Annotated in this window: 19 protein-coding genes and 1 tRNA gene; 10 read left to right on the top strand and 10 right to left on the bottom strand. The window is 66.9% G+C overall.

Annotated features, from left to right (window positions below):
- Positions 1-80 precede the first annotated feature (80 nt).
- The 6 genes from AOP75_RS12410 (at position 81) to AOP75_RS07920 (ending at position 4,440) form a co-directional block, all read left to right on the top strand.
- On the top strand, positions 81-797 hold the full coding sequence (locus AOP75_RS12410) for a septum formation initiator family protein (protein ID WP_152649999.1): 717 nt from the start codon (positions 81-83) through the stop codon (positions 795-797).
- A complete protein-coding gene (locus AOP75_RS07900) occupies positions 794-1,309 on the top strand; it encodes a DUF501 domain-containing protein (protein ID WP_062078007.1) in 516 nt (171 codons plus the stop codon). The genes AOP75_RS12410 and AOP75_RS07900 overlap by 4 nt, the downstream gene beginning before the upstream one ends.
- A complete protein-coding gene (locus tag AOP75_RS07905) occupies positions 1,306-2,262 on the top strand; it encodes a Ppx/GppA phosphatase family protein (RefSeq protein ID WP_062078010.1) in 957 nt (318 codons plus the stop codon). The genes AOP75_RS07900 and AOP75_RS07905 overlap by 4 nt, the downstream gene beginning before the upstream one ends.
- A gap of 23 nt (positions 2,263-2,285) precedes the next feature.
- Positions 2,286-2,362, top strand: a tRNA-Leu gene (locus AOP75_RS07910).
- A 141-nt stretch (positions 2,363-2,503) separates the two neighbouring features.
- Positions 2,504-3,319: a Bax inhibitor-1/YccA family protein gene (locus AOP75_RS07915; RefSeq protein WP_062078012.1), complete on the top strand. Its 816-nt coding sequence runs from the start codon at positions 2,504-2,506 to the stop codon at positions 3,317-3,319.
- Positions 3,320-3,453: 134 nt separating this feature from the next.
- Entirely contained in the window at positions 3,454-4,440 is a 987-nt protein-coding gene (locus tag AOP75_RS07920) for an acetylxylan esterase (protein WP_062078014.1), read from the top strand.
- Between the two features lie 65 nt (positions 4,441-4,505).
- Here AOP75_RS07920 and msrA read toward each other — a convergent pair whose 3' ends face one another.
- Entirely contained in the window at positions 4,506-5,159 is a 654-nt protein-coding gene (gene msrA, locus AOP75_RS07925) for a peptide-methionine (S)-S-oxide reductase MsrA (RefSeq protein ID WP_062078016.1), read from the bottom strand.
- 99 nt (positions 5,160-5,258) lie between these two features.
- Here msrA and AOP75_RS07930 point away from each other — a divergent pair, with 99 nt between their 5' ends.
- Positions 5,259-6,746: an AI-2E family transporter gene (locus tag AOP75_RS07930; RefSeq protein ID WP_062078018.1), complete on the top strand. Its 1,488-nt coding sequence runs from the start codon at positions 5,259-5,261 to the stop codon at positions 6,744-6,746.
- A 1-nt stretch (position 6,747) separates the two neighbouring features.
- A complete protein-coding gene (locus AOP75_RS07935) occupies positions 6,748-7,893 on the top strand; it encodes a methyltransferase domain-containing protein (RefSeq protein ID WP_062078516.1) in 1,146 nt (381 codons plus the stop codon).
- A gap of 228 nt (positions 7,894-8,121) precedes the next feature.
- Here AOP75_RS07935 and greA read toward each other — a convergent pair whose 3' ends face one another.
- From greA to trhA, 3 genes are all read right to left on the bottom strand, one after another.
- Positions 8,122-8,604, bottom strand: coding sequence for a transcription elongation factor GreA (gene greA / locus AOP75_RS07940; protein ID WP_062078020.1), 483 nt, complete (start codon positions 8,602-8,604; stop codon positions 8,122-8,124).
- A 75-nt stretch (positions 8,605-8,679) separates the two neighbouring features.
- Positions 8,680-9,084: a DUF4307 domain-containing protein gene (locus AOP75_RS07945; RefSeq protein ID WP_062078022.1), complete on the bottom strand. Its 405-nt coding sequence runs from the start codon at positions 9,082-9,084 to the stop codon at positions 8,680-8,682.
- A 267-nt stretch (positions 9,085-9,351) separates the two neighbouring features.
- Complete coding sequence (gene trhA / locus AOP75_RS07950) at positions 9,352-10,005, bottom strand: PAQR family membrane homeostasis protein TrhA (RefSeq protein ID WP_062078024.1); 654 nt, start codon at positions 10,003-10,005, stop codon at positions 9,352-9,354.
- Positions 10,006-10,080: 75 nt separating this feature from the next.
- Between trhA and AOP75_RS07955 the strand changes: the two genes are divergently transcribed.
- Both AOP75_RS07955 and phoH2 read left to right on the top strand, forming a co-directional pair.
- Positions 10,081-10,845, top strand: coding sequence for an isoprenyl transferase (locus tag AOP75_RS07955; protein ID WP_062078026.1), 765 nt, complete (start codon positions 10,081-10,083; stop codon positions 10,843-10,845).
- A 211-nt stretch (positions 10,846-11,056) separates the two neighbouring features.
- Positions 11,057-12,415, top strand: a complete 1,359-nt coding sequence (phoH2, locus tag AOP75_RS07960; protein WP_201774153.1) for an RNA 5'-3' helicase PhoH2 — start codon at positions 11,057-11,059, stop codon at positions 12,413-12,415.
- Between the two features lie 114 nt (positions 12,416-12,529).
- Here phoH2 and AOP75_RS07965 read toward each other — a convergent pair whose 3' ends face one another.
- The 6 genes from AOP75_RS07965 to AOP75_RS07990 all read right to left on the bottom strand — a co-directional run bounded on the left by AOP75_RS07965 (position 12,530) and on the right by AOP75_RS07990 (position 17,907).
- Positions 12,530-13,369 (bottom strand): siderophore-interacting protein, encoded by an 840-nt coding sequence (locus tag AOP75_RS07965; protein ID WP_062078028.1) that lies wholly within the window; start codon positions 13,367-13,369, stop codon positions 12,530-12,532.
- 123 nt (positions 13,370-13,492) lie between these two features.
- Positions 13,493-14,584, bottom strand: coding sequence for an ABC transporter substrate-binding protein (locus AOP75_RS07970; RefSeq protein WP_062078030.1), 1,092 nt, complete (start codon positions 14,582-14,584; stop codon positions 13,493-13,495).
- Between the two features lie 32 nt (positions 14,585-14,616).
- Positions 14,617-15,099 (bottom strand): hypothetical protein, encoded by a 483-nt coding sequence (locus tag AOP75_RS07975; RefSeq protein ID WP_062078032.1) that lies wholly within the window; start codon positions 15,097-15,099, stop codon positions 14,617-14,619.
- Positions 15,096-15,890 carry an ABC transporter ATP-binding protein gene (locus tag AOP75_RS07980; protein ID WP_062078034.1) on the bottom strand — a complete coding sequence of 265 codons (795 nt, stop codon included), beginning with the start codon at positions 15,888-15,890 and terminating at the stop codon, positions 15,096-15,098. Before AOP75_RS07980 ends, AOP75_RS07975 begins: the two co-directional genes overlap by 4 nt.
- Positions 15,887-16,918: a FecCD family ABC transporter permease gene (locus AOP75_RS07985; protein WP_062078036.1), complete on the bottom strand. Its 1,032-nt coding sequence runs from the start codon at positions 16,916-16,918 to the stop codon at positions 15,887-15,889. Before AOP75_RS07985 ends, AOP75_RS07980 begins: the two co-directional genes overlap by 4 nt.
- Positions 16,915-17,907, bottom strand: a complete 993-nt coding sequence (locus AOP75_RS07990) for a FecCD family ABC transporter permease (RefSeq protein WP_062078038.1) — start codon at positions 17,905-17,907, stop codon at positions 16,915-16,917. Before AOP75_RS07990 ends, AOP75_RS07985 begins: the two co-directional genes overlap by 4 nt.
- Between the last annotated feature and the right edge of the window lie 109 nt (positions 17,908-18,016).

Below are 18,016 nucleotides of genomic sequence, written 5' to 3' on the forward strand. Positions count from 1 at the left end.
CGCACGTGGGTGAGGGAGATCACGCGACTCGCGGCACCCTGCTGGACAGAAGTCATGGGCGCGGCTGGGACAATGGTCCGGTGAGTTCTCCCCGTCGCCCTGGCACGCCGCGCAGCTCCGCGCGCCCTGCTGGCGATGGCACCCGCCGCACGGGCGGCGCACCCGCGAGCCGCACGGCGCGGCCCGCCGCGCGCAGTTCGCAGCGCCCCGCGCCGCGCTCGTCGCAACGCGCATCGAGCCGCGGCTCCACCGGCCCGGGGCGCTCCACCACACCACAGGCCCCGCGCATCGACGCCAGTAGCCCGCAGGGCTCGATCGCGAGCATGCTGACCTGGCGCACGGCGGTGATTGTCGGCATGCTCATCTTGGCGTTCGCCGTAGTCGCGCCTGCCGTGCGTGCCTACCTGGACCAGCAGGTGATGCTCGAAGGGCTCCGCGCAGACGCTGAGGTCGCCCAGGCCGAGGTCGACGACCTGAACGCAGAGGTCGCTCGCTGGGATGACCCTGCGTATCTCGAAGCACAGGCGCGGGAGCGGCTCGCCTACGTCTTTCCCGGTGAGACTCCGTACCGCGTCGTTGACCCCGAGACGGCGGTTGACCCCGAGGCTGGGGCCGATGCCGAGGCTGGCGAGACCGCGAAGACCGGGTTGGAGCCCTGGTATGACACGCTGTGGGAGTCGATGACGAGGGACGACTCGGCTGCGGCGGACGACTCCGCTCAGACCGACTCGGCGCCGCAGCCCGAGCCGACGCAGGGTGAGAAGGAACCGCTGACCGACGTAGACTTCGGAGGGTGACCGACTCTGCCGTGACCGATGCCGACATCGCCGCATTGCGCCAGCAATTGGGCCGTGAACCGAGAGGCGTGGTCGCCATCGCCGCCCGCTGCGTATGTGGCAAACCCACAGTCGTGCACACCGCTCCACGACTCCCAGACGGCACTCCCTTTCCGACTCAGTACTACTTGACCCACCCCGAGGCGGTCTCTGCGGTCTCGACGCTTGAGGCCAACGGCGTGATGAAGGACATGACTGAGCGCCTTGGGCAGGACGAGGCCCTCGCGGAGGCGTACCGCGCCGCGCACGAGCGCTACTTGGCCGAGCGCTACGTGCTTGAGGACGTTCCAGAGATCCATGGCATCAGCGCGGGAGGCATGCCGGACCGCGTCAAGTGCCTTCACGTCTTGGTGGGCTACTCCCTCGCCGCCGGCAGGGGAGTGAACCCCCTGGGCGATGAGGCGCTCGACATGATCGCGCACGCCTGGACACCTGACCGTTGCACCTGCCCCGCCCTGGAGGAAACTGCATGACCCGCGTGGCCGCCATCGACTGTGGCACTAACTCGATCCGCCTTCTCATTGCCGACGTGGCCGCCGACGGCGCGTCGTTGACGGATGTGGTCCGCCTGATGAAGGTGGTGCGTCTGGGACAGGGAGTGGATCGCACGGGGCAGTTCGCGCCCGAGGCCCTGGCCAGGACGCTTGACGCCACCGCGGAGTACGCGGCCTTGTGCCGCGAGCACCAGGTCGAGGCCATCCGCTTTGTCGCGACCTCCGCTACGCGCGACGCGTCCAACCGCGACGAGTTCGTCGCTGGCGTGCACGCCCGCCTGGGTGTGGTGCCGGAGGTGGTGTCGGGTGAGGAGGAGGCCGCTCTGAGCTTCAGGGGCGCGGTCTCGGTCGTCGCCGAGGACCTGGTGCCGCCCTATCTCGTGGTTGATCTTGGTGGTGGCTCGACGGAAATGGTGCTGGGCGAGAATGCCCCCGCGGGAGCGCACTCCATGGACGTGGGCTGCGTGCGTATGACCGAGCGGCACCTGCAGGCCGACCCGCCCACCGAGGCCCAGGTGGCGGCGGCCGTCGCGGACGTCCACGCAGCCCTCGACGCCGCGATGAAAGATGTGCCCCTCGCCCAAACTCGCACCCTCGTGGGGCTCGCCGGATCCATTACGACCGTCACGGCCAAGGCGCTGGACCTCGGCGAATATGACCGCGAGGCCATCAACGGTGCGCGGCTGAGCGTCGACGAGGCCCTCGAGGCCTGCGATGCCTTGCTGCACGCCACACGCGCTGAGCGCGAGGCGATGCCCTTCATGCACCCCGGTCGCGTCGACGTGATCGGCGCGGGCGCGCTGGTGTGGCGCGAGGTCATCCGCCGTGTTCAGGCTGAGGTTCGCGCGGCCGGCGGCGAGTTGGAGGAGGTCGTCACAAGCGAGCACGACATTTTGGACGGCATCGCGTTCTCTGCCGTCTCAAGGGCCTGAGCGTCCCCGTCACGCCTAGCCCCGCCCCCGTAGCCCAACTGGCAGAGGCAGCCGACTTAAAATCGGCCCAGTGCGGGTTCGAACCCCGCCGGGGGCACCATCGTTGAGCCGGGAGCGCCCGGTGCCGCTCACACGTTGAGGGCACATATCCCCCGCAAGGAGGATGCCCCAGCCGCCCGCGTCACTTGTATGCTGAAGCGGACTTTTTACGTTGCGGATCCAGACCGTCCGAGGAGGACCGATGTCCAGCCCCGTGTTCAGCACATCCAACAGTGCGTTCAAGCCAGGCGCCACGATCAACCCAGACGGCTCTGCGGTCTCCGCGGCCGACCTCAACCAGCAGTTCAACGCGCCGTCAGCGACCCCGCAGGACACCGGCCGCATGAGCTACGAGGGCGTCACCACCAAGACGGCCGCAATGATCGTGCTCGCCTTCATCTGTGCGGCACCCGGGTACATGTTCTTCTCCTTCCCAGGCCTCATGATCTCCGCAATCGCGGGCATGGTCCTGGGCCTCGTGCTGGCGTTCAAGAAGACCACGCCGCCGCTCATGGCGATTGCCTACGCAGCGATTGAGGGGTACTTCCTCGGTTCGCTCTCGTATTACGTCGAGACCGCCTTCGAGGCGCCTGGCGCTGGTCTGCAGGCGCTCCTGGCGACCGGCATCACGTTTGGCGTCTGCCTTGCGCTGTACCGCTCTGGCAAGGTGCGCTACACCCGCAAGATGCAGAAGTTCCTCCTCATCGGAGGCATCTCATACCTGCTGTTCTCGCTGGTCAACGTGGGCCTCATGATCTTTGGCGCGACCGACTCCCCCTGGGGCGTGCGCTCGGAGTACGAGATCCTTGGCCTCCCGCTCGGCGTCTTCATTGGCGCCTTCGCGATCATCCTGGCGTGCGTCTCGCTCATCGGCGACTTCGACTTCATCGAAAACGGCGTGAAGAAGGGCCTGCCTGCCAAGTACGAGTGGACCGCCGCGTTCGGTCTCGTCGTCACGCTCGTGTGGATGTATACCGAGTTCCTGCGCATCATCGCGTTGCTGCAGGGCCGCGAGTAGCGTCCCGCGCACCGTCCACAAGGGCTCCACGGCATCTGTGCCGTGGAGCCCTTGTCGTTGTAGCGTGTCCTCGTGTTGCTCGCCCGTGTGGGGCTGGCAGCGATGTCCGTGTCACCGAGCAGCCCGAGGCGACGATGCCCCAGTTTGATCTCCCCCTGTCCGAGCTTGAGAACTACCGCCCGGATGTGCGTGAACCGCAGTATTTTGACGAGTTCTGGAAGCAGACCTTGGCGCAGGCGCGCGAGGCCGGCTCCGAGGTCATGGTGGCCGACGCCGGCTGGAACCTGCCGCAGGTGAGCATCCGGGACGTGATCTTCCCCGGCTACGGCGGGCACCCGATCCGCGGGTGGTACGTGCGACCGCGAGGCGTGAGCGAACCATTGCCGTGCATCGTGCAGGTTGCGGGCTACGGCGGGGGCCGAGGCCATGCGCTCGAGCACACGTTCTGGGCCAGCGCGGGGTTCGCGCACTTCTACATGGACACGCGCGGCCAAGGCAGCGGTTGGGGCAACGGCGGGCACACGCCGGACCCCGCGGGCACCGGACCCAGCACGGCCGGTTTCATGACGCGCGGCATTGAGGACCCGGTCGAGTACTTCTACCGTCGCGTCTACACGGACGCCGTGCGCGCGGTCGATGCCGCTCGCTCCCTGTCCGGTGTGGACGGATCCCGGGTGTTCTTTGCCGGGATCTCCCAGGGCGGGGGCATCGCCCTGGCGGTCGCTGGCCTCGCTGAAGGGCTAGCGGGAGTGATGGCCGACGTCCCGTTCCTCGCACACTTCGAGCGAGCCGTAGCGATCACGGACGAGGCCCCGTACAGCGAGATTGTCACGTACCTGTCCGTGCATCGCGGCGAGCGCTCGCGAGTCTTTGAGACGCTGTCCTACTTCGATGCCGTCAACCATGCCAAGCGAGCGACGGCTCCGCTGCTGAGCTCCGTCGCCCTGCGCGACCTGGTGTGCCCGCCATCGACGGGCTACGCCGCGTTCAACTGGTACGGCGCGCATGCGGCTCAGGCGCCGGCGAAGCACATGGAGGTGTGGCACGACAACGGTCACGAGGGCGGCGCGGTGCATCAGCTTGCCCGCCAACTGCAGTTCGTCCGCTCGGTCCTGAACTAGGCCGCGATACAGGTGAGGGCCGATGCCAGGGCAACCCTGGCATCGGCCCTCACCGCGCGGCGCGATTAGGCGTCGGCGTAACTTACCTGGCAGAAGCCGTGGTTGCAGTAGCCTCCCGGGTTCTTGTGCAGATAACCCTGGTGGTAGTCCTCGGCGTAGTAGAAGTTGCCGTCACCGGCGACCTGAGCGTGATCGATCTGGGTCGAGATGGTGCCAAAGCCCTTGTCGGTCAATGCGGCCTGGTACCGGTCCCTCGATGCCTGTGCGGCCACGTGCTGGGCCTCATTGGTCGTGAAGATCGCGCTGCGGTACTGCGTACCGATGTCCCCGCCCTGGCGGTTGGGAGTCGTGGGGTCGTGGTTCTCCCAAAACGCCTGCAACAGCGTGTCGAGGTCGACCTCAGCCGGGTCGTACACCACTTGCACGGTCTCAGCGTGGCCGGTGCGCGCGGTACAGGTTTCCTCATAGGTCGGGTTCTTTGTCCAGCCGCCCATGTACCCGGCAGCCGTGGAGTGCACCCCGGGAATCTGCCAGAAAATGCGCTCCGAGCCCCAGAAACACCCCATGCCAAAGTAGATCACTTCGAGGTGCTCGGGCCACGGGCCCTTCAAAGGCGTGCCGAGGACCACGTGCCGGTCAGTGACGTCGAGTGCCGTCTCACGGCCAGGCAGCGCCTCGTCCGGCGCGATCATGTGTGTCTTGTCGAATCCAAAAAGCATGGTGCCTCCTTCTGTCCAGCATCAACGCCGCCGCGTCCCAGTCTGTTCCTCCCGAGCGTCCCACTACTGAACCGCAGGTACGCGCGTTAGGCTCACGTCATGGCCGAACCAACGAAGACCGCGAGCGACCTGCCGTCGTACAGTCGCGGCGAGGCGGATATTGCCCCGCGGGTGCCCTTTGTTTTGCGTGTGACGGCGGCATGGTCGTGGCGCATCATCATCGTGGCCGTCATCGTTGGCGGCCTGTTCTGGATCTTCACGTCACTGGCGACCCTGTTCATTCCGCTCATCATCGCGCTGCTGATCGCCGCGCCATTGGAGCGGGCAGTCTTCCACATGAACAAATGGGGTGTGCCCCGCGGGCTCGGCGCGCTTCTGACCCTCCTGGCACTGCTGGGCGTCGTCGGATTCCTGCTGGGAGCAGCGTCCACCTCCATCATCTCCGGCTTTGGAGACCTGCAAGAGGCCGCGGTGGAGGGCTTCGAGACCTTCATCACGTGGTTGGCAGAGGGGCCGCTGCACATCAGTCAGGAGCAGCTCGACGGAGTGGTCGCGCAGGTCCAAGACTGGCTGACCTCGAACGCGGGCGGCTTGGCGTCGGGCGCACTTGGTGCCGCGTCCACGATCGGCGGCGTCGTGGCCGGCGCGGTCATCGCCCTGTTCGCCCTGTTCTTCTTCCTGCGCGATGGCCGCAAGCTGTGGTTGTGGGGCGTGGGCCTGCTGCCGGATGAGGCCGAGCAGCGCGTGGATGTGGCCGGATCGCACGCGTGGTCGACGCTGCGCCGCTACACCCAGACCACCGTCTTTGTGGCGTTCGTCGACGCCGTGGGTATTGGCATGGCAGCGTGGATTCTGGGTGTGCCACTGGCGCTGCCCATCGCGATCTTGGTCTTCCTTTTCTCCTTCATCCCCATGTTTGGTGCGACGCTCTCGGGTGCGATTGCCTCCCTGGTTGCCCTGGTGGATGGCGGATGGACCACGGCCCTCCTGATGCTCGGTGCCGTGCTCCTGGTGCAGCAGCTCGAGGGAAACGTGCTGTACCCGTGGCTGTTCGGCAAGGCGTTGTCGTTGCACCCGCTCGTGGTCCTGCTCACCATCACCGCGGGAACCATCACTCTGGGCCTTGTGGGCGCGATCATCGCCGTCCCGATCGTGTCCTTCGTGTACGCCTTTGGGCGCGGGTTGAGCAAGACGTACGCGCCAGACGAGGAGGAGGTCCCTCCCATCACGTCGCAAGTGCCCGTGTTTGCGGAGCGCTCGCGGGACGCGGTCCGCCGGGCCCGCTCCAAGATGTCCCGCACAGGGGAGATCCGCGTGCGGCAGTCGGATGCCATGACGGACGGGCAACACCGCGGTGCGGATGAGTCGCTCACCGCTGGCCCCACCTCCGCGGAGTCGGCGCCGGGTGCCACTGACGCGACCGCGACGGAGGAACGGCGTCCCACCACGGGGACCATCCGCATTCGCGGTGGCGCTGCGGACAACGAGGACGGAGCCGGTGATGGCTCCGACGCGGCGGTCCGCGGCACCGACGGCTCCGACGACCCGCAGGACGAGCCCGGCCGCGGGGACCAGCCGCCCCGCTGACATGCAGTGTGACTACTGGGATGCCGGCCGCTGCCGCTCCTGCGCGCTCATCGAAACCCCGTACGCGCGCCAACTGGCCGACAAGGACGCTCGCGCGCGCCAGGCGCTGATGGAGCGAGCGCCGGACGTGCGCTGGCACCCGCCCTGCCCGAGCGCGGAATCTGCCTTTCGCAACAAGGCAAAGATGGTCGTGGCAGGTAGCGCGGCCGCGCCCACGCTCGGCATCCTGGACCCAGTGGGGGAGGGGATCGACCTTCGAGAGTGTGGCCTGTACCCGCCCGTCATCACGCAAGCCCTCGAGGCGCTCGCGGCGTTTGTCGCGCGCGTCGGTTGGGAGCCGTACTCGGTGGCGAGGCGGTCAGGGGAACTGAAGCACGTGTTGGTCACCGCCGCGGCTGACGGTGCGCTCATGGTGCGGTTCGTCGCGCGGTCCACGGAAGCCGAGGCGCGGGTGCGCAAGCACCTGGGGTGGCTCTTGCGCACGCTCCCTCACCTTCGCGTCGTCACGCTCAACGTGCTGCCCGAGCACAAAGCGGTGCTGGAGGGGGACAGGGAGATAGTCCTGACGGAGTCAGACACCCTCACCATGCCACTGGGTGAGATCGAGTTGCACCTAGGACCGCGCGCGTTCTTTCAAACGAATACTGAGGTGGCGACGGCCCTCTACGCGCAGGTCGCGACGTGGATCGATGGTGCAGCGCCGGCATCCCTGTGGGATCTCTACTGCGGGGTGGGTGGTTTCGCGCTGCACTGCGCAGCGCCGGGTCGCGACGTGGTGGGCATCGAAATCAGTGCGCCCGCCATCGCGGCGGCGGTCCGCTCGCGGGATGAGGCAGCCACGCGTGGTGTGCCCGGCATGGGCTCGGTGTCCTTCGCTGCGGCCGATGCCGTGGCGTGGGCCGGCGAGCAGGGCTCGCCTCCCGCGGCGGTGATCGTCAACCCGCCGCGTCGGGGCTTGGGGCCGCAGCTGTCGTCATGGCTCAACGACTGCGGGGCGGACACGGTCGTGTATTCGAGCTGTCACCTGGAGTCCCTCGCGAAGGACCTCGCGGCCATGCCGGCCTACACCGTGCGCGAGGCGCGTGTTTTCGACATGTTCCCCCACACCGGCCATATGGAGATCGCGGTGCTTGCTGACCGGAGCTGACGGCTCCAGGTGCGGCGGCGCGGATTGTGCAGTCGCCACCTGCATCGCCGCTGGCCTTCATTAATGCGCTCGACGTGGCGAACGGCCTCGTCGCGACCGCGACCGGCGAGCAATCGGTGCTATGCAACACCCGTGTGGGGGATGAATCGCCAGGTCATAGCCGGCACACGCACCGCGGCCCGCCTGGCAGTCAATGCCAGGCGGGCCGCGGGAAGCGTGGTCAGTGCTTTAGCCGTTGAAGGGTTCCACCTTGACGACCTTGACGGCGATGTCATTGCCGTTGGGGGCGGTGTAGCTCGTCGAGTCGCCCTCGGACTTGCCAAGCAGCGCCTCTCCCAACGGGGACTGAGCAGAAAAGACGTCGAGGTCCGTTCCGCCGGCTACCTCGCGCGAGCCCACAAGGAAGCGCATTTCACGTCCGGCGACCTCAGCTGTCACCACCGTCCCTGACGTGATGGTGCCGCCGGTGTTGGCCTCGCCCACGGTCGCGTTGTCCAGGATGTGGCGCAGCTGCTCGATGCGTGCCTCCTGCTTCGCCTGCTCCTCACGCGCGGCGTGGTAACCGCCGTTTTCCTTGAGGTCGCCCTCTTGGCGGCGCTCGTCGATCTCCTTGGCGATCGTGGCACGGCCCTCGGTGACAAGGTGGTCGTACTCCGCCTGCAGGCGGTCATAGGCCTCCTGGGTCAGCCAGGTGCCGGTCGTCTCGGTCACGAGATCCTCCTTAGTGGACGTGACAGGCCAGGATAACAACAGGTGACGGAAAAGGTAAACGTGCCCGGTGCGCCGCTACGGCACCTCGTCGCAATAGTTCACTTCAACGGTGGTCGCTTCCTCAACCGTGGTGATCGGGACGGTGAGACGCCGCTCGCGGCCGTCAGCAGGGTCGAGCTCAACCTCGGCGACGCCTACCTCGGCAAAGCTCGTCGACATCGCACGCACCACGCACTCGACAGGCTCATCGGTGTAGATGTAGACGTCGAACGTGATCTCCGCCTCGGTTGGCGAATCTATCGCGAACCCCACCGTGTTCCACCGTGCCGCCTGGTCTGCTTGGTCCAACCCAAACCACGCGGCGACCACGGTCAATGCGGCGATGCCAGCGATGACTCCCGCCCATGCCGTTTTGCTGAGCCGGGGGACTGCTCCCGACGAGTTCTCCTCTGGACCTTCGTGGTGCGGCGCATCGCTCATGATGAGGCAGGATAGTTCACGGAAAGGGGCACGATTGTGACGAGCTTTACCGGTGGGCCCGGGTTCTTGGCCTTTGTAGCGACGTTCCTGCTGGTGGGAGCCGTGGTTTTGCTGATGCTGTCCCTGTCAAAGCACCTACGCAAAGTTCGCACGCGTCCTCCCGTCGAGGAGCGCGCAGGCGATGCGGAGGAGGCGACCGCCGGCGTCAGCGACGGATCGGTCGTGTCAGCGGAGCCTGCCGGAGGTGCGCAGCCAGCTAGCGCCACGTCAGCTGGAGAAGACGACGATGGCGATGGCGGCGTAGTGACACAGGAACCCCACAATCGTTAGCGCGTGAAAGATCTCGTGGAACCCGAAGTACTTCGTGGAGCCGCGGGGCCACTTGGTGCCGTAGATCACTGCGCCCACGGTGTATGACAGTCCACCAATGATGATGAGCGTCACGACGGCCGCGCCGCCGGCCTCGTAGAACGGGCCGATGAAGCCGACCGCGACCCACCCAAGCGCGACGTACAGCGGTACGTAGAGCCAACGGGGCGCGTTGAGCCAAAAGATGCGTAACAGCAAGCCAACGAGCGCGCCCGACCACACCACTGCGAGCACGACGATGCGTGTGGTGCCGTCGAGCAGCAGGACGGTCAGCGGCGTGTACGTACCCGCGATGATGAGGAAGATGTTGGCGTGGTCCATCCGCCTCAGCACCGCTGTGGTGGTGGGGGACCAGTTGCCACGGTGATAGACCGCAGACGTCCCAAACAGCATGACTGCCGTGAGCGTGAAAATGGCGGTGGAGGCGCGTCCCGCGAGGGTGGGAGCGAACACCACGAGGATCATTCCGGCGACCAGCGCGATGGGCGCGGCACCGAGGTGGAGCCATCCGCGCATCAGCGGCTTTGCCGGGTCGGGGAGGTTCTCTGCCATGAACCTACGATACCGTAGGTTACGGCGTGGGGGTACCGTTGTGTCACCTTGTTGGGGAGACGGAAGGAACGGGACGTGGGCCTGCGGGATCTGCTGTACCGCACGTATGAACGCGACATCGAGCGGGATCTGCGCGCGCACGGCAACGTCCCCCGGCACATAGGCGTCATCCTCGACGGAAACCGCCGGTGGGCAAAGCAGTCGGGCGCATCCCCGGCCGACGGGCACCGCCGTGGCGCGGACAAGATCTCGGATCTCCTTGAATGGTCGGCCGACGCCGGCGTCGAAGTCGTCACGTTGTGGATGCTGTCCACCGACAACCTGGAGCGCCCTGCAGCCGAGCTCGAGCCGCTGCTGGACATCATTTGCACTGCCATTGAGCGCCTCGCCGCAGATGGAAGGTGGCGAGTCCAGCACGTCGGCTCCGTGGAACTGCTTCCCGAGCCGACGGCAGCCCGTATCCGCGCAGCGGTCGAGTCCTCGGCTGGCGCGACCGGGCTACACGTGAATGTGGCCGTGGGGTACGGCGGTCGCCACGAGATTGCCGATGCCGTACGCGCCTACCTGCGTCAAGGTCATGCCGACGGTGCATCGCTTGAGCAGCTCGCGGACTCGTTCTCCGTTGAGCACATTGCTGAGCACCTGTACACCAAGGGTCAACCCGATCCCGACCTTGTGATTCGGACCTCAGGTGAGCAGCGCCTGTCAGGCTTCCTCATGTGGCAGTCCGCGCACACCGAGTTCTACTTCTGCGACGCCTACTGGCCCGACTTCCGCCACGTAGATTTCTTGCGCGCCCTGCGCGCCTTCTCCCAACGAGAGCGGCGGCGCGGAAAGTAGGCCAGCATCGGCCCGTACCCCTGTACCCCCGTATCCGGGCGTGTGACGAACATGTGACACCTGGCGTGTCGCGCTCGACAAGGCCCAGCGCGGGCGTAGCGTCGCACTCGTGGGAAACCTCTACACCCGCACAGATCCGATGCGGGACTGACACCGATCGCCGTGGAGCGATCGGCGCTTCACGGCCTGACCCCGGGAGCGCCACGTGACCATCATCGAGACCGACACCACCCCGTCGATCAATGCCGAGACCAAGACGGAGTTGCGCACGTTTGTGCTCGACACTTCTGTGCTCTTGTCTGATCCGCGAGCCCTCAAGCGGTTCGCCGAACACGCGGTGGTCCTTCCCGTCGTGGTCATTACCGAACTCGAAGGCAAACGCCACCACCCAGAACTGGGGTACTTTGCGCGGTCGGCGCTACGCGCGCTCGACGAGCTGCGAGTGCACCACGGCAAGTTGGACCAGCCGGTTCCAGCGAACGAGGCTGGCGGCACGCTGCGCGTGGAACTCAACCACACTGACCAGTCGGTCCTGCCCAGCGGATTCCGGCTCGGGGACAACGACACCCGCATTTTGGCGGTCGCCGCCAACCTCAAGGCCGAGGGTCATTCCGTGGTGGTGGTCTCCAAGGACCTGCCGATGCGCGTGAAGGCCTCAGCGCTCGGTATTGAGGCAGAGGAGTACAAGGCGGAACTCGCCGTCGACTCTGGATGGACCGGCATGCGGGAGATCCAGCTCGACGACGTTCGCATGAGCGAGTTGTATGACGCGGAGACCATCAGTGGAGTGCCCGCCGCCGAATGCGGCGAGGACTTGGCGACTTTGCCGGTGCATACCGGACTGGTCATTCAGTCGCCGCGTGGGTCAGCGCTGGGACGCGTGACCGACAGCGGCGCCGTCCAACTGGTGCGCGGGGACCAGGAAGTGTTTGGGGTACACGGGCGAAGTGCTGAGCAGCGCATCGCGATCGATCTGCTGCTGGACGAGACCGTGGGGATCGTCTCCATGGGCGGGCGCGCAGGCACCGGCAAGAGCGCGCTAGCCCTGTGCGCTGGCCTTGAAGCGGTCATGGAACGTCGCCAGCACAAGAAGATCATGGTCTTCCGGCCGCTATATGCGGTGGGTGGCCAGGATCTGGGCTACCTCCCTGGGTCCGAGGCAGAGAAGATGAATCCCTGGGCGCAAGCGGTGTTCGACACCCTGGGCGCGATGGTGTCATCCGAGGTCGTCGAAGAGGTCATGGCCAGGGGCATGTTGGAGGTGCTGCCGCTCACGCACATCCGCGGACGCTCGCTGCACGACGCGTTCGTCATTGTCGATGAGGCGCAGTCACTCGAGCGCAATGTGCTGCTGACGATGCTCAGCCGCATCGGCCAGGACTCGCGAGTGGTGCTCACCCACGACGTGGCGCAGCGCGACAACCTCCGCGTGGGGCGTCACGACGGCATCGCGGCCGTCATCGAGGCGCTGAAGGGGCACTCGCTGTTCGCCCACATCACGCTGGAGCGGTCAGAGCGTTCGGCGGTGGCCGCCCTCGTGACGGACATGCTGGAACGCCTGGACCTCTAGCCTCCCGGGTGGGGGCGACGTCCGGACCCCACCCCCTCTCACGCGAAATGGCTCCATTTGCCTGTCTAGCGAAGCTAAAACAGGCAAATGGAGCCATTCGGCGTTGGGTGGGGCTTAGAGGCCCACTTCCTGGAGGAAGGGCTCAAGCTCAATCCAGTTGACCTCATCGGGGCGCGACTCGTCCCAAATCTCCGCGTAGCGCGCCTGCTGCTCTGGCGTAAGCGCGAGCCACCGCTTCAGGCGCTCTTCCTGCTCAAAGTGCCAGTAGCCCACAATGCGGTAGAGCGTGTGGTGACGCATCCAGTAGGTACGCACGTGCTTGCGGGCCTCGCGCGACGCCTTGGTCTCGCATGCGACCCAAATGTACGTGTCGTCGCTCAGTTCATCGAGCGTGGCCATGGTCGGCACCAGCTCAGACAGCGCACGGCCGTTGCCGGCGATCAGCCACTGCACATCCACGTCTGCGGGCGAGGGCAGCGCAATCTTGTCTGCCTCATCCAAGAGTTCCACGATGACCTGGAACGTTTCCTCTGGCGACGCCTCCTCAAGGATGCGGGCGACAGCAGGCAGTCCGGTGGCATCCGCGAGCAGCAGGCGCTTGGTGCTGTGCTCGGGGGCGCCGTAATAGCCGTGCGGTGCGCTGATCGCGACCACGTCACCCGGCTGGCAAGTGCGAGCCCACGTGGAGCCGCGGCCATGTCCGTGAGTCACGATGTCCACCACGATGGTCTGCGCGGCCTTGTCCCAGCGGCGGATCGTGTAGTGGCGCGCAATGTCGTGGTCGTCCTCCCAGCCCTCGGCGGAATCCGCGTCGGGGATGTGGATGTGGACAAACTCATCGGGCTGGCCGGTGCTTTCCCAAGCGGACAAGGAGTCGCCTGCGAGGGTGACGCGGCGCAGGTTGGGGGTGAGCTCAATCGAGTCAACGACGTTCACACGGAAGGAGTCAGTCATGGTGTCTCCAGACTAAGTCGGGGAAGGCCCTGAGGCCTGGGGTGGGGCGGGAGGCCCTGATGGGCGGCACGCCCGAGTGAAGGGGAGACGCCGGCCGTGAAGCGCCGGCGCCTCCCTCAGGTGTTACTCGCTTGCGGCGGGCTCGGTGGCGGGGTCGCCGTCGAGCGCGGCCTCGAGCAGGGGCACAAAGCCCTCGATCGAGTAGGTGATGGACGAGGGGGAGTTCGCGAAGAAGGCGCCCTCGAGGACCGGGTCAGCCAGCCACACGTTGCCGCCGGTTTCTGTGGACGTCAGCGACGGGAACAGGGGCAGCGCCTCAAGCTCGCCACGAGCATCGGGGGTCGTCGCTACCTGCCACACCACGGAGTCGAGTTCTCCGAGGGTGGTGTCCAGCTGCTCCGCAGAGATCTGCACCCAGGCAGCTTCCGAGCCTTCGACGGCCGAGACGTCGAGGCCAAGGTTGGACAGGAACTGGTTGCGGGTGTCGTTCACCGCGTACACGAAGGCCTGGCCCTCGTAGTAGCCGCCCACCTGCGAGGTCATGCCCTCCCACTCGGGGTGAGCTTCGCGGACGGCAGCGAACTGTGCGTCGAGGTCAGCAATGATCTCCTCGGCCTTATCCGTGGTGCCGGTGGCCTCAGCGAGGAGCGTCAACTCGTCAGCGAGGGACACGCCCCACTCGACGGTCTCGTTGCCCTCGGAGTCGGTGGCCGGGCGGGTCACGACGGGAGCGATCCCTGACAGCAGGTCGTACTCTTCCTGCGTCATCTCGTGGTTCGGGTAGGTCGCGACAATGAGGTCGGGCGCGAAGGCGGCGATGGCCTCAGCGTCGTACGTCGTGGTGCCGGGCTCGAACAGTTCAGGCTCGGCGCCAGCGGCGATGCGGTCCTCGTCAGCCCAGGGGCCGGTGCCGTTGTCATAACCCTGCCAGGACACGGGCACCGCGACGGGGGCGACACCCAGCGCGTACAGGTACTCGTGCTCGTGCGAGCCGAGCGTCACGATGGACTGTGGCTCTGATTCGATGGTGACCTCGCCCATGGCGGTGTCGAGGGTGACGGGGAACTCGCCCGCGGCCGATTCTTCTGCGGGAGTCGCGGACGCGGTCGACTCGGCGGTCTCCTCGCCGTCCGTCGACGAGCACGCCGTGATGGTCAGTGCCGCGACTGCAGTCATCGAGACGGCAGCGAGGCGGCGCGCGGTGCGCTGCTTCATGGGATTCTCCTGTGTGTTGGGGTCGTGAGGGGTCATGACGTCGTGGTGAGTAGCAAGTGTTCGACGAGGCACGCGCCGTAGGCGGCCGTGGCCGCCTCGTCGAGTGCAGCGGCGCTGCTGGCGCCGGATTGGTCGCGGATCGCGACCACGGATAGGCCAAGTTCAGCGTCGTCTCGCACGAGCGCCTGCAGGGGAGCGGCGGTGTGGCCGGAGGCCCGCAGGCACGCGACGGTGGGCTTGGCGGGCATGGGGGAGACAAACCATCGCACTCCGTCGCGGCGCGCAAGGCCGGTGGCGGGGTCGACGCCGTCGAGCACGAGCGCAGTGGCGAAGGACTCTGCGGCCGTGTGGCGGGCGAGGACCAACGCACGGAAGCGGTCGCCGCATAACTGGGCCTGCTCGTCTTCCCCGGCGATCAGCGTCTCGCCGTCTGCCGTCGTGACCCGGGCAACGAGGCCTGGCACAGCTGCCAGCAGGGCGGCCGCCGACCGTAGTTGAGGGGAGGTGACAGTCACTGGGTGCCTCCCGGTCCGTGGGCCGGGACCACGATCGGCGTGCCGGTGATGGGGTCAGGGAGCACGCGGGCTTCGAGGTCGAACACGTCGCGGATGAGCGATTCGGTGAACACGGTCGTGGGATCTCCTGCCGCGGCCACCTCGCCGTCGCACATCGCTATGACGTGGTGCGCGTAGCGGGCGGCTTGGTGGAGGTCGTGCACCACCATGACGATGGTGCGGCCCTGTCGTTCATTCAGGCGGTGCAGGAGGTCGAGGACCTCGTACTGGTGGGAGATGTCGAGGTACGTGGTCGGTTCGTCGAGGAGCATCAGGGGGGTGTCCTGTGCGAGTGCCATCGCGATCCACGCCCGCTGGCGCTGTCCGCCGGAGAGCTCGTCAACGACGGAGTCCTGAATTGACGTGAGGTTCGTGGAGTGCAGGGCGCTCATGACTGAGGTCTCGTCGGTGCTTGACCACGGCCGCAGCACCTTCTGGTGAGGAGTACGGCCGCGCGCGACCAGTTCCTTCACGGTGATGCCTGCCGGGGCGATGGGCGACTGGGGGAGCAGGCCGATGCGCCGGGCCACTTCGCGGGTGGGGATGCGGTGGATGTTCTCGCCGTCGAGGGCAACCGCACCTTCCGTGGGCTCGAGCAGGCGCACGAGGGCGCGCAGCAGGGTGGATTTGCCGCAGCCGTTTGGCCCCACGATCGCGGTGATCTTGCCATCCGGGATGGTGACATCCACTCCGCGCACAATGGGCTTGTCGCCGTAGCCGATGACGGCGTGCTGTGCCTCGAGTCTGCTCATGAGGGACCTCCTCGGGATGCGCGCCACACCAGCCACAGCAGGTAGGGGGCGCCAATGACGGCGGTGAAGATGCCCACCGGGAACTGCAGGTCGGCAGGCATGAGCTGGGACATTTGGTCGGCTGTCAGCAGCAGCAGGGCGCCCATGAGGGCGGAGGGGATGAGCGTGACGCCCGCGTTGCGGGTCAGGCGCAACGCGAGCGCTGGCGCGACGAGCGCGATGAAGCCGATGGGGCCGGTCACAGCTGTCGCTGCTGCGGCCAACAGCACCGAGCTGATCGCGAGAATGGCCCGCGAGCGGCCGACTGTGATGCCGAGCGCGCGGGCAGTGTCTTCGCCCATCTCCATGGTGCGCAACGCCCGGGCGTGCCACAAGACGATGGGCAGGAGGACCGCCAGGACGGTGGCTGCGACCGTGACGTGGGTCCAGGTGCGGCCCGTGACGGAGCCGACAAGCCAGCCCAGCGCGGTCCCGGCGTCGTGGACATCCATGCGAGTAAGGAGGTATTGCGTGGTGGACTGGGCCACGAAGCCGATGCCGATTCCGGCGAGGATCAGGCGCAACGGAACAATGCCGCGGCGCCACGACAACGCGAGGATGAGCCCCGCGGTGATGAGTGCGCCCACAGTCGCGCCGGCGGCGGTGATCCACAGAGACGTCGCGCTCACGAGCGACATGGTCAGCACGGCGCCGGTGCCCGCGCCCATGGTGATGCCGATGAAGTCCGGTGAGGCGAGCGCGTTGCGGGTGAGCGACTGAAGGATCGCCCCGGACAGTCCGAGCGTTGCGCCCACCAAGATGGCGGTCAGAGCGCGCGGTGCACGCACTTGACCCACAATGAAGTCTCCTGGAGCGCCCACGGGGATTCCGACTACGGCCTTGAGGGAGTCGAGCACCGTAATGTCCGCCTTGCCCATCGTGAGGGCAAAGATGAAGACGGCCGTGAGCACGGCGAGGAAGATGAGGCCAACGGCGAAGGTGCGGCGGTGGGTTGTGATCCCCAAGGCGCCGATGCGCAGGATCTTCACAGCTCCACCACCTTCATGCGGCGAGCCATGAGGGCGAAGATGAGCCCGCCGATGAACGCGGTCGTGATCCCGACGCCGATCTCGGACGGGCGAGCGATCACGCGGCCAAGGACGTCGCAGACGAGGACGAGCGCGGCGCCTCCGAGCCCGCTGACCACGAGCAGCCAGGGCAGCGAGGCCCCGACGAGAGCGCGGGCGAGGTGAGGCACGGCGAGGCCCACGAAGACGATGGGGCCAGCGGCGGCGGTGGCCGAAGCCGCCAACAGGGTGACGATCACGATGATGATGGCGCGTACTGCGGAGATATTGATGCCGAGGGCGCGAGCGGCATCCTCGCCGAGGCCCACCGCCTGCAACTGGCGCGACACCAGCAGGGCGGCGGCGACGGCGACTAGCACGATGGGGACAAGCGTGGCCACGTCGTCGCTTTGCCGGCCAGTGAGCGAGCCCGCGACCCACAGGCGGTATTGGTCGAGCGTGGCGTCATCGACGAGCAGCACAGCGTTGATGACGGACGTGATCAACGCGGTGAGCGCGACGCCGGCCAAGGCGAGGCGCACGGGTGCACCCGCAGCCGCGCCGCGGGCGCCGATGCCGTAGACCAGCATGGCCGCGAGGCCGGCGCCTACGAAGGCGAGCGGTACCTGGGCGGCGAAGCCGGTCAGTCCGAGCGTGAGCCCGATGACCACGGCGAGCGAGGCACCGGCGTTGATGCCGAGCAGGCCGGGGTCAGCGAACGGGTTGCGGGTGAGAGCCTGCATGAGCGCGCCAGCGATGCCGAGGGCCGCGCCAGCGATGATCCCGATTACCGTGCGGGACATGCGTAGGTCGCGCACGATGAGCTGTTCAGGGTCCTCCGGGTCGAGGTCGACCAAGGCCTGCCACACCGTTCCCAGGTCAATGGACCGCGAGCCAATCGCCAGCGACAACGCAATCGCGATCACGAGTGCTGCTGCTGCAGCGATCGCGATGAGGGCGCGCCGGGGCATCGTGCTCCTACTAGTGGGTGGTGTCCAGGCACGTCGTGGTGCGCTGGTGAGGCTCACCTAACTTAGACCACGCCCGCGCATTAAAGCAACGTCGCTGTCAGGTTAATCA

It is taken from the genome of Demequina globuliformis, assembly GCF_000975155.1.
GTDB lineage: Bacteria > Actinomycetota > Actinomycetes > Actinomycetales > Demequinaceae > Demequina > Demequina globuliformis.